Here is an 11,910-nt window from a genome sequence, read left to right on the forward strand (position 1 = left end):
ATTTTATGCGTGCGTATGATGAGAAAACTACTACTACTATTCTTTTTATCGAGTTTAACGTTTCCTGCCTTTGCTCAGGACATCATCTTTGATGGTCATAACTGTAAACCGGGAGGTGGTTCCGAATGGGGAATGCCCGATTATGCAGACAGTGACACCGATGGCGATGGTTATGGCGACCGAGATACTCCTACAGGCACGGCCGATGTGCTTAATCTGTGGTACAGACAAAGCCCTGAACATTTTCTTTTGGCCTTTGAGCGCAGAAAGACAGGGAACTCCTATTTCGCATTTTATCTGAATACCGATTGCGATACCTCGACCGGAGACCCTTCGATGAACGGAGCCGATATGGCCCTGTATTTTGACATCAGGCCGGGAATCAACGCAAAGATCACCAACAATACTATTTACAGATGGAATAATGTGGAATACATAGATTCGGGAAAATCCTTTGAGGCCAAGGTTGGTATGGAATCCTGCGATGGTGCCATAGGAAACTTCTTCGAATTTCGCATTCCTGTTGCCGATATCTTTGAGGTTTGCGGCGGTACCAATGCATGTCACAACATTACCCTCAACCAGGCGGCTTCGCTTGCAGGAGGTTCACCTAATTCTAAAGACAAGGATGTCTTTGCCTTTGAAATCGGATTTGGGATCAATTCTGATCCGAAAGCCATGATCGAAGCTCCCGAAACGATTTGTAAGGGAGATGAATTTATCCTTGACGGAAGTGCTTCTACTGCTTTCAATTCTGATCTATACACTGCAGCGAATGCTCCCGACTTTATGGACAGCATAGTAGCGTATGAATGGGACCTGGATTTTGACGGACAAAATTTTGAGACCGATCTTACCGGAGCCTCTCCTGCGGTTAGCTTTGACCAACCGGGAAAGCATATTATCGCTTTAAAGGTTACCGATGCCTACGGATGCTCGCATTGGGTTACGCACGAGGTGTTCGTAAACAACACTCCCCAGGCGGCGTTCGAGTACGAGGCTATCGACGATTGCGGACAATATATCGCATTTGACGCTTCTCACAGCGAGGCTTCTTCAAACAACTACGGCATTACCGAATATGAATGGGACTTTAATTTCGATGGCACTTTCCAGGCCGATGCCAATAGTGAAAAAACCAGTTGGAATTACGAGGCCTGTGGCACCTATACCGTTGCCCTTAGGGTCACAGATAACAGTGATTCATGCAACAGCCATATGGTCGTGCAAACCCTGGAAGTTACAGACGACCAAGCTCCCGAATTCACAGTGCCTGCAGATATCGAGATTGCTATTGATCAGGATCCACAGGACCTTCGCATTACCGGCGAAGTTACCGATGCTACCGACAACTGTGAGGTAGCTAATGTTAACTTTAATGACGAGGTGACGACCGATGCATGTGGTGCAGGAGAGATCAGCAGAACGTGGACCGTCACCGACCGCTGCGGAAACGAAACCGTAAAGATCCAGAAGATCAGCGTTAGTGCAGATGAGATGGAATATACAGTAACCGCACCCGAAGACATGGTCTTTTCATGTGGCAACGATTACATTCCGTGTATCGACTTTGAAGGTGTTGAGAATGTGACCAGTTTTACCCATGCAGGACGAATGATCACCATTACCGCCGGTTCTTCAAAAGGAAGCAGAACGCCTAATTTATTCGACTCATCTACCCCTGTATCTTCCGATAGAGACCTGGGAACCCCAAATGAAGATTTTGGAGGACCCGGAGTAGGCGCTGAGGGCGGGGCTAACAGTGCGTACGTCAACTTTATTCCGCAAAAAAATATTCTCATCGTTCAGAATCCGCGCGAAAGTGAACCCAATGACAATAACGAAAAAGGGACCTTTCTCCAGTTTGACCTGAGCGACTTTAACGGAGTTACCCTTCAGGGGATCACCGTGATGGACAAAGAGAACAATCAAAAGAATAAGAAGGTAGAACTTCTTGGCCAGAGTGGTAACCTCATTGGATCTGTAGAGATCCCGACAGTTGGAGATAACGGAATTACCACCCTGGACCTTAGCGCATTCGAAGACGTATACACCCTTAGAGTGATCCTCGACGGATCGGGAGCAGTGGCTTCTCTGTGCTTTAAAAATGACAACTTCGATACCGGCATGGCTACGGTAAGTGATGCCTGCATGCCGTCACCCGGTGTTTGGTACGAAGACGCAGTAACCGCCAACGAGTGTGGGATAACTCAGATCATCCGTACCTGGAAAACCACCGACAGGGCAGGAAACATCTATTCAGATGAACAGGTAATTACCTTTATGGATGAAGTAGCTCCTGAATTCAGCGAGCCCCTTCCGGAAGACAACCTGGAGGTATCTTGTAACGAGATCCCTGAGGTAGCCAACCTGACAGCAACAGACAATTGCGATCCCGAGGTTACCGTGGTATTCGAAGAGACCTTAAGCGGGATGGACGACGATTGTGCTTCTGAATACACCATCGTTCGCAGCTGGACCGCTACCGATTGCTCTGGAAACAGCGCATCGTACACACAGACCATTACCGTAGTAGACGAGACCGCTCCGGCGTTTAATGAAACTGAATTACCGCAAAGCACCGAGGTTAGTTGTGATACCATTCCCGAAGCCGCCGTGCTTACGGCTTATGATATTTGTGATGGCGATGTGGCGGTGATCTTCGAAGAGACCACAGAGCATAACAACGACTGCGGTACGGAAGCCACCATCACAAGAACATGGACCGCTACCGACTGTGCAGGAAATACCGAACAACATACTCAGATCATCACGGTGATCGACGAGACCGCTCCTTCCTTTGTTGAGAGACTGCCTGCCAACACTACCTTAAGCTGTGAGGCTATTACAGATGCTCCTGTACTTACAGCAAAAGACAACTGTGACACACAGGTAGAAGTGGTATTTACTGAGACCATAGACAATGCTAATGATTGCGGTACCACCGGAACCATTGTAAGAACATGGACCGCTACCGACTGTGCAGGAAACACCGCCACACATACGCAAACCATTACAGTTACCGATGAGGTGGCTCCTACATTCAATGAATCCCTGCCTGCCAATACAACGGTAACTTGCGAGGATCTTCCCGATGCCTTGACGCTTACCGCCACAGATAACTGCGATACCGAAGTAGAAGTAGTATTCAAGGAGGAAATAAAAGAGACCAATGACTGCGGAATGGCTATCGAGATCCACAGAATCTGGACCGCCACCGATTGTGCCGGAAACAAGGTTACACATTGCCAGGTGATCACGATCATCGATGAGACCGCACCTGAGTTCGACCAGGCATTACCGGGAGACATTACCCTGGACTGTGACACCCTGGAAGACGCTCCGGTGATCACAGCTACCGACAGCTGCGACGGAGCAATTGAAGTAGCCTTTACCGAAGAGGTTACGGCAACCAACGATTGCGGTATTGCCAGTGAGATCGTGAGGACATGGACGGCTACCGATTGTGCCGGCAACACCGCCACACACCAACAGACCATAAAGATCATTGACACCACCGCACCGGTATTCAGCGAAACACTGCCTGAGAAGATCACCCAGGATTGTCAGGGAGCTTCAGTTGCGCCTGTACTTGCTGCTTCTGATGCCTGTGACGGTTCGGTTCAAGTGATCTACAATGAAACCATCAGTGAAACCAACAGCTGCGGGATCGCCTCTGTGATCACCAGAACGTGGACGGCAACCGATTGCGCCGGTAACACTGCTACCCAAACCCAGGTGGTTACGATCACTGACACTACGGCTCCTGAATTTTCCGGAAACCTGCCCGCAGATGTCACCGTACAATGTGGGGTGGCGCTGCCTGACACCACCACGCTAACCGCCACCGATAATTGCGACACAGCTGTATCGGTAACCATGAGCGAGGAAACGGTAGAGGGAAGTTGTGCCAATGAGCAGCAGATCATCAGAACCTGGACGGCAACCGACTGTGCCGGTAATACCAACACCCATACCCAGGTGATCACGATCGAAGATAATGAAGCTCCTATACTGGTAAGCGACCTGGATACCGAGGTCTCTGTAACCTGCGGGGAGATCCCTGAAGTTCCGGAACTCGAATTCGAAGACGCATGTGGAACTATTACTGAGGTTACTTTAGAAGTTAAAGACGATTACAGCACCCCTACTGAAGATTATATGATCACCAGGGAGTGGACAGTAACCGATGCGTGTGGTAACACCGCTGTTTTCTACCAGGATATATTTGTAATGGTAGAAACCGAAAAAACAATCCTGGATCCTATCACACGATGTGCAGATGAACCGGAGGTTGATCTTAACGAATTCTTACCACCTAATGTTCAAGGCACAGGGGTTTGGGAAACCATATACGGGTCATACACTCCGGACAATGGTATTTTTGACCCATTCATTGCCAATACCGGAAACTTCCTCCTCAATTACGTGATCACTGAGGGTGATTGCCCGGTGATCTACGAGATCGAGGTCGAGATCACAGATGATTGTGAAGTACTTCCATGTACCTCAGAAGACGATATTATGATCTCTATGGCGGTAACTCCGAATGGAGACGGACACAACGATTACTTCACGGTAAGTGGTATTAATGAAGCTTGTGGATTCCGCATCAAGGTGATCATCGTAAACCGCGATGGCGCGCTGGTATATTCTTCTGACAATTACCAGAACGACTGGGCAGGAGTTGCTTCGGCGAATTCGGTAGGAGGCGCAGGACAGCTCCCTGCAGGAACGTATTATTACGTAGTGACCCTTGTTGACAGCGGCATTGATCCGATCGAAGGTTATTTCTATTTAGGTACCGGCTCCTAACCATAAATTTTTTACCCTATGAGAATCTTAATTTCTACCATATTTGTGCTTATCACCTGGAGTAGCCTGGGGCAACAGCTGCCTCAGTTCACCCAGTATATGTATAACACCATAGCAATAAACCCGGCCTATGCCGGCTCCAGAGAAAGTCTGAGTTTTGTAGGCCTGCACCGCAGTCAATGGAGCGGATTTACAGGAGCACCGGAAACCCTCACCGCCTCGATTCACAGTCCGCTACGCAACGATCGCGTCGGACTCGGTCTATCGGTGATCAACGATCAACTGGGGTATGAGAACTTCACCTATGTGTATGGTGATTTTTCATATACCATCCCTACCGGCGAAAAAAGTCAGCTGGCCTTCGGATTAAAAGCAGGAGTTACCCAATTCAGCCTGGATTCAGAATTCCTGAACAACCCTGCCATCGCAGGCGACCCGTATTTTCGTGACCTTTCCAATATGATCAGTCCGAATATCGGAGTCGGGATCTACTGGCATAGTTACCGCTGGTATGTGGGGCTGTCTGCTCCGAGATTGTTCAATAACGACTACAACAATGGGGGTGTCCTCAACCAGGAATTTGCTGCAAGTGAACGGGTAGGCTACTATTTTACCGGTGGTCTGGTATTTGATATTGCTCCTCAGGTGCAACTCAAACCCTCGTTTATGATGAAGGCTACCAACGGGGCCCCGGTATCTCTGGATACGACCATGAATGTACTCTTTTACCAGCGTCTGTGGCTGGGAGCCACCTACCGATGGAATCAAACCATAGGGGCTATCGCCGATTTTCAGATCAGCAAAAGCCTTCGCGTGGGTTATGCCTACGACTTTGTGGCTTCAGAGCTCGCTCCCTATACCAACGGGAGCCATGAGATATTCCTTCTCATCGATGTAGGGTTGAATAATCCGAAATTTAAATCACCACGTTACTTTTAAAGTCAGCGCATATGAAACGTACCATACCAGCCCTTACCGCCCTTTTTATGTTTGCAGCTACCTTTATGGTACAGGCGCAATACGGTACCCAGAAAAAGGCCGATGCCCTGTTCAATCAGTTCGCCTTTCCTGAGGCAGCAGAGACCTATAAAGAACTTGTTGCGAACGACTACAATACCGACTACGCCATTAGAAAACTGGCCGATTGTTACTGGCTCCTAAGAGACACCAAACAAGCAGAGAAGTACTATGCCATGGCCGTAGAACAGGAAGGCGTAGATCCTGACTATTACTTTAATTACGCCCTGGTACTTCAGGCCCTGGGAAAACCGGAAAAAGCCGCAAAATGGGCAGAGATCTACCGGGATAAGGGAGGCGAAAAACGCAAGTACCGCGAACTGAAAAAGTCAGAGGTACAAGATAATTTCTTTCAGACTGGAACCTTTTTTGAGGTTGCTCCTGTTACGTTCAATACCGCATTCAGCGACTTTGGTATATTCGAGTTCAAAGACGAACTTTACTTTGTGAGTTCGCGACCTCACACCACAAAGTCAGACAAGAAATACAAGTGGAACGAACAACCCTTTCTGGACATCTATAAAAGAGATGTAAAAGGTGTAATAGATCCCTTACCCGGAGCTATTAATTCTAAATTTCACGAAGGCCCACTAGCTATAAGTCCGGACGGGAAATACATCTATTTTTCCAGAAATAATTACAATAACAAAAGGATAGGAAAGGACGAAGAAGGTGTAAGTCACCTGAAGATCTACCGGGCAGAACGCGTAGGCGATGAATGGGGAAACATTACAGACCTTCCCATGAACGGAGCCGACTACTCCGTCTCTCACCCCGCTATTAGCCCGGATGGCAAAACCCTTTATTTTGCCTCAGATATGCCCGGCAGTCTCGGGAAGAGCGATATTTACAAGGTAGCTGTTTTCGAAGACGGAAGCTTTGGTGAGATCATTAACCTCGGAGACAAGGTAAACACCCCTGAGAACGAATTATTCCCTCATATAAACAACAGCAACAACCTTTTCTTTTCTTCGGCCGGCCATGGGGGTTATGGCCTCCTGGACATCTACGGCACTATTTTGAACAGTGAACAAGAGATCACCGAGGTGATCAACCTGGGAGAACCCATTAACAGCGCTAAAGACGATTTCTCATTCTTTATGGCCAACAATGGCTATGAAGGGTACTTCTCCAGCAACAGGAAGAACGATCCTTTTGACGACGACATCTACTATTTCGAGAAGATCCCGCCACTTATGCTACGCGGACTCGTTAAGGATTCGATCAACCACAAGCCGATCCCGAATGCCCTGATCAGCCTGAAAGACCAGAACGGAAATGAGATCGCTTTCCTGGAAACCGATGCGAACGGAAGGTATGAGATCAATATCGACCGCGAGAAAGATTACAACGTGGGGGCATCACACAAAAAATACCAGGAAACCGGCAACAAGCCGTTTACCAGTAAAGACCTGCGAAAAAGGGCTGAAGAAGTTATTGTGAACTTCGAGCTTGTTCCCGTTAAAGACATCAGGGTATTGGCCGACCTGCAAAGAATATACTTTGACTTTGACAGCTACGAGATACGCGATGACGCAGCCAGAGAACTGGATAAGATCGTAAACCTGCTCGTTAATGAGTATCCCGATATGGTGATGCGTATCGAGGCACATACCGATTCGAGAGGAAGCTATTCCTACAACGATAAACTTTCACTCGATCGCGCTAACGCCACAGCAGAATACTTGATCTCCAAGGGACTTCCTGAGGAACGTATCATCGCCGCCAGAGGCTATGGTGAACGCAAACTAACTAATGGCTGTGCAGATGGTGTGAACTGTGAAGAAGAACAACACCAGCAGAACAGACGAACGAAATTCACCGTAGAACGCATGCAATAAAAAAAGCCCCGGAAATATTCCGGGGTTATTTTTTTACAAAGATCTGAGTGAAAAAATACTTGCCGTCTTCACCTTTCATAACACAGATGCTGGCGTGGGTAAAATCACCCTCGATCACAGCTTTGTGCGAGGTGCTTTCTATCCAGGCACCAACCACTCCTTCGGCAGTGTTGTAGGCATAGGCCACATTCTCTGCCACAGCCTGAGCGCCGGCAACAGAAACAAGATAGGCCTCTCTGTCAAAAAAGAAGTCGTGATTAGGCTTACCCAATTCCACCATATATGCGGTGTGCTCTTTCGCCTTAAGATAGGCGGGATCCAGAAAATCCAGCACAGGCAGTTCCTGTGAAATTCGGTGTGCATTAACAAGGTCGAAAACCTCAGCTTGTAGTTCGGTTACGATTTCGCTTTGGGGGGCGTAAAGTGGATCTTCTTCATGTGTACTACACGCGAAGAAAAGGCACCCCAAAAACAAAAGGAAACACCAGCGTATGGCGCCCTTTAACATTGGAGCATTCATAGGTTAATTTAATAAGATTTGGCCTAACTAAATTAAGACTACCCCTACAAGAAATATGTTAAAGAAATGTTAATGTATGCGAAAATACCTGAGAATGTTGTGAATCAGGGCGCAAGGCGCTCGATCTTCCAATCGTAGTCTTCCTGAAGGGTATAACGTATGCGATCGTGAAGCCTGTTAGGCCTTCCCTGCCAGAATTCTATAGCTACAGGCCGCACCAGGTAACCACCCCAATACTCGGGTCTCGGCACTTCCTTTCCCGCAAATTCCGCTTCCAGATCACGTAATTCGTTTTCGAGAACCTCACGAGAGGCGACCACCGAACTTTGGTCGGAAACCAAAGCCCCCAACTGGCTTCCCTTAGGACGCGAATCAAAGTAGCCGTCAGACATATTTGCAGGCAGCTTCTCTGCCCTGCCCTTAATGATCACCTGCCGCTCGAGCACCGGCCAGAAAAAAGAAAGACATAGTCTTGGGTCGGCTTCAATGGCCTTGCCCTTCTCGCTCGTATAGTTGGTATAGAAAATGAATCCTTCTTCATTAAAACGCTTCAGCAGCACAACCCTGGTCTTGGGAAATCCGTCCAGTCCGGTCGTAGCAACGCTCATGGCGTTAGCCTCATCCATAGCGCCCGACTCTTCGACCTCATAGAACCAGGTCTGAAAGAGTTGTAGCGGATTATCCGGAACCTGATCTTCCATCAGTTCCGATTTTTGGTAATTCCTTCTGTAATCGCTTAGGTCTTTTCCTTTTGTCATCATCCGGTAAATTTAATAAACAAACTCCTTCCCGTCTTCGGCGAGTACAGTATTTTCAAAGATCACCTGCGCCTCCTTTTTAAACCGATCCAGGCGATCGTAACGGGTAGAATAATGACCGAGTATCAACTTCCCTACTCCGGCCTTTTTAGCTATGGTAGCGGCTTGTTTTGCCGTAGAATGCCCCGTGGGTTCGGCGAGATCCTTATGTGCCTCCAGAAAGGTTGATTCGTGGTAGAGCCAGTCAGCCCCTTCGATGATCGGAATAATGGTTTCGTTATACCTGGTATCACTGCAAAAAGCATAACTCTTTACCGGTGGCGGATCGAAGCTTAGTTTTTCATTCGGGATCACCGTACCATCGTCAAGGGTAACGTCTTTTCCCTGTTTGATATTCCTAAAATAACAGGTTTCTACCCCGTACTCTTTCGCGGCTTCCGGATCGAGCCTGCGCTCTCCGGGCTTCTCCCTAAAAAGAAATCCGTTGGTATACACACGATGATCCAGCGGAATGGTATACACTTCTACCTTTTCATCTTCAAAAATAAGTTCCGACGACCTGGATTCCAGTTCGTGAAAGTACAGGGGATAATTGGTCCATGAATTTCCCAGCTTCAGCATGAGCGTCATAGCCTGCTTAATACCCTTTGGTCCATAGATATGCAAGGGCGCTTCCCTTCCCAACAAACGAAACGTACTAATGAGTCCCGGAAGACCAAAAAAGTGATCCCCGTGTAAATGAGAAATAAAAATATGTTTGATACGGGCAAACTTCACCTTTTGTTTGCGCAGTTCCACTTGGGTGCCCTCTCCGCAATCAATAAGGAACAGGTGATTCTTGATATCCAAAACCTGAGCTGTAGGATGTGTGAATGCTCTCGGGGTAGCACTGTAACATCCTAATACATATAACTTCATGAATAGACGTTAATACGGGTTGGCCAACAACCTACGCATGTGCGCATCAGGCATCCAGGTCTCTGGCGATCTCATCCATTTCGACCAGATCGTAGGCCTCTTTAACAGTGGGCACCACGACCAGATCGGTATGAACATCGTCGTAGTTCACCGAATCGTTAACAATAACGAACGATTTCCCCGATTTCTCAATATGGTCCAGGGCCACCTCGTGCAATTCCATCAGGTCATTTGCCGTAATACCGGTAAATGCCAGTAAATTCACAATAATGTTATCGTTCTTGAACTTATCATAAGCCTCCCCGAAACGCGATCTGAATGTCGCCAACGAAATAACCTCCTGGGTGATCAGGGTAATGTTATCCTTTTTATCAATAATCATAATCCTACTGTTTTATTTTACTTGCCAATAAATAAATGACTGCCATTCGAACCGCCACCCCGTTCTCAACCTGGTTGAGAATAATGGCCTGGCCGGAATCGGCTACGTCACTGGTAATTTCCACCCCCCTGTTTATAGGACCCGGGTGCATGACCACGATCTCCTTATCCAGGGATTCAAGTAAGTTCTTATTCAATTGGAATTGTTGGGAGTATTCTCGTGTAGAAGGAAAGTAACTAATGTCCATACGCTCATTCTGTACGCGAAGCATATTCGCCACATCGCACCACTCCAGGGCCTTTCTCAGGTCCGGTTCTACGGTAACCCCAAGCGTATGAATGTATTTAGGGATAAGTGTTTTTGGGCCACAGACCTTAACCTCAGCCCCCTGTAATTGCAGGGCAAAGATATTAGACAAGGCCACACGGGAATGCAGGATATCACCAACGATGACCACCTTTTTCCCGGCTACTTCTCCAAGCCTTTCACGTATGGAATAGGAATCGAGCAAGGCTTGTGTCGGGTGCTCATGAGCCCCGTCGCCCGCATTGATAATGCTGGCATCAACATGCTTGGATAAAAACACCCCTGCACCGGGATTCGGATGCCTCATAACCACCATATCGACCTTCATCGAAAGAATGTTGTTCACCGTATCGATCAGGGTCTCTCCTTTTTTCACAGACGACTGTGATGCCGAAAAATTGATCACATCGGCAGAAAGGCGTTTCTCTGCCAGCTCGAACGACAACTTGGTACGTGTACTGTTTTCAAAAAAGAGATTGGCAATGGTTATATCACGGAGCGATGGAACCTTCTTGATAGGCCTGTTGATCACCTCCTTAAAGTGATCTGCCGTTTCAAAGATCAGGTCTATATCTTCCTTTTGGAGGTATTTGATACCCAATAAGTGATCCACACTTAATTCACTCATGCTATTAATCCTATTTATTTACCAAAAAAACGGTGTCTTCACCATCCTGTTCTTTCCAGGTTACCTCTACCCTCTCCTCATTGATCGCATCGACCTGGCGCCCCCTGTAATCAGGTTGAATAGGCAGGTGTCTGCTAAAACGTCTGTCGATAAAAGTAAGCAGTTCGATCTCAGACGGCCGCCCAAAACTCTGAATGGCCGTAAGGGCCGAACGTATACTCCTTCCGGTATAAAGTACGTCGTCAATAAACACCACCTTCTTGCCCTCTACCAGAAAATCGATACGGGTCTTATTCGCCTCCAGGGTCTTGTCACCACGGCGAAAATCGTCCCTGAAAAAGGTAATGTCCAGATACCCGAGCTTAACCCCGTCTATGTGGTATTCTTCTTCGAGGATCTTTTTCAGTCGCTCGGCAACATGAACCCCTCTGGGTTGTATACCAATAAGCACGGTATCCTTAAAATCAAGGTGATTTTCTATGAGTTGACAAGCCAGACGATGTAAAATGATATTTATTTCTTTGGCCGAAAGCAGTACTTTTTGACTCATATGCTTGGAGAAAGTGTATAGCGTTGTAAAAGTAAACATTTTTGGTGACAATACTTCATCAACATCCATGTTTAAACTTCCCAAAGGCTCCTCCCGAATATAGTGATCCCGCTAACCCTTTTTCTGTCAGCAGGTCATCGTGTAAGATAAATGTTTATTTTAGAAGAACATTAAT

The 11,910-nt window shown here is 47.3% G+C and carries 9 protein-coding genes; 3 read left to right on the top strand and 6 right to left on the bottom strand.

The annotated features are described in order from the left end of the window. The first annotated feature begins 15 nt into the window (after positions 1–15). The 3 genes from IS446_RS15240 to IS446_RS15250 are packed head-to-tail and all read left to right on the top strand — an operon-like array spanning position 16 to position 7,673. Entirely contained in the window at positions 16–4,815 is a 4,800-nt protein-coding gene (locus IS446_RS15240) for an HYR-like domain-containing protein (RefSeq protein ID WP_203061617.1), read from the top strand. An 18-nt stretch (positions 4,816–4,833) separates the two neighbouring features. Further along, complete coding sequence (locus IS446_RS15245) at positions 4,834–5,754, top strand: PorP/SprF family type IX secretion system membrane protein (protein ID WP_203061618.1); 921 nt, start codon at positions 4,834–4,836, stop codon at positions 5,752–5,754. Positions 5,755–5,765: 11 nt separating this feature from the next. Further along, entirely contained in the window at positions 5,766–7,673 is a 1,908-nt protein-coding gene (locus IS446_RS15250; protein WP_235996538.1) for an OmpA family protein, read from the top strand. A 25-nt stretch (positions 7,674–7,698) separates the two neighbouring features. On the opposite strand, the gene IS446_RS15255 is transcribed toward IS446_RS15250, so the two are convergent. The 6 genes from IS446_RS15255 to pyrR form a co-directional block, all read right to left on the bottom strand. After that, positions 7,699–8,193 (bottom strand): CAP domain-containing protein, encoded by a 495-nt coding sequence (locus tag IS446_RS15255; protein ID WP_203061619.1) that lies wholly within the window; start codon positions 8,191–8,193, stop codon positions 7,699–7,701. A gap of 104 nt (positions 8,194–8,297) precedes the next feature. Beyond that, positions 8,298–8,951 (bottom strand): pyridoxamine 5'-phosphate oxidase, encoded by a 654-nt coding sequence (pdxH, locus tag IS446_RS15260; RefSeq protein WP_203061640.1) that lies wholly within the window; start codon positions 8,949–8,951, stop codon positions 8,298–8,300. Positions 8,952–8,963: 12 nt separating this feature from the next. Next, the gene (locus IS446_RS15265) at positions 8,964–9,869 is read right to left on the bottom strand and encodes a ribonuclease Z (RefSeq protein ID WP_203061620.1); all 906 of its coding nucleotides are present in this window, start codon (positions 9,867–9,869) and stop codon (positions 8,964–8,966) included. Positions 9,870–9,915: 46 nt separating this feature from the next. Further along, positions 9,916–10,251 carry a ribonuclease Z gene (locus tag IS446_RS15270; protein ID WP_203061621.1) on the bottom strand — a complete coding sequence of 112 codons (336 nt, stop codon included), beginning with the start codon at positions 10,249–10,251 and terminating at the stop codon, positions 9,916–9,918. Between the two features lie 4 nt (positions 10,252–10,255). After that, entirely contained in the window at positions 10,256–11,185 is a 930-nt protein-coding gene (locus tag IS446_RS15275) for an aspartate carbamoyltransferase catalytic subunit (protein WP_203061622.1), read from the bottom strand. 10 nt (positions 11,186–11,195) lie between these two features. After that, positions 11,196–11,735 carry a bifunctional pyr operon transcriptional regulator/uracil phosphoribosyltransferase PyrR gene (pyrR, locus tag IS446_RS15280; RefSeq protein ID WP_203061623.1) on the bottom strand — a complete coding sequence of 180 codons (540 nt, stop codon included), beginning with the start codon at positions 11,733–11,735 and terminating at the stop codon, positions 11,196–11,198. Positions 11,736–11,910: the final 175 nt, after the last annotated feature.

The organism is Robertkochia sediminum, assembly GCF_016786255.1.
Classification (GTDB): Bacteria; Bacteroidota; Bacteroidia; order Flavobacteriales; family Flavobacteriaceae; genus Robertkochia; species Robertkochia sediminum.

What these genes read in the sequence shown, in the direction of transcription:
- IS446_RS15275 (WP_203061622.1), bottom strand. Translation starts at nt 11,185, where the DNA reads ATGAGTGAATTAAGTGTGGATCACTTATTGGGTATCAAATACCTCCAA.
- IS446_RS15240 (WP_203061617.1), top strand. Translation starts at nt 16, where the DNA reads ATGATGAGAAAACTACTACTACTATTCTTTTTATCGAGTTTAACGTTT.
- IS446_RS15265 (WP_203061620.1), bottom strand. Translation starts at nt 9,869, where the DNA reads ATGAAGTTATATGTATTAGGATGTTACAGTGCTACCCCGAGAGCATTC.
- IS446_RS15270 (WP_203061621.1), bottom strand. Translation starts at nt 10,251, where the DNA reads ATGATTATTGATAAAAAGGATAACATTACCCTGATCACCCAGGAGGTT.
- pdxH (WP_203061640.1), bottom strand. Translation starts at nt 8,951, where the DNA reads ATGACAAAAGGAAAAGACCTAAGCGATTACAGAAGGAATTACCAAAAA.
- IS446_RS15255 (WP_203061619.1), bottom strand. Translation starts at nt 8,193, where the DNA reads ATGAATGCTCCAATGTTAAAGGGCGCCATACGCTGGTGTTTCCTTTTG.
- pyrR (WP_203061623.1), bottom strand. Translation starts at nt 11,735, where the DNA reads ATGAGTCAAAAAGTACTGCTTTCGGCCAAAGAAATAAATATCATTTTA.
- IS446_RS15250 (WP_235996538.1), top strand. Translation starts at nt 5,766, where the DNA reads ATGAAACGTACCATACCAGCCCTTACCGCCCTTTTTATGTTTGCAGCT.
- IS446_RS15245 (WP_203061618.1), top strand. Translation starts at nt 4,834, where the DNA reads ATGAGAATCTTAATTTCTACCATATTTGTGCTTATCACCTGGAGTAGC.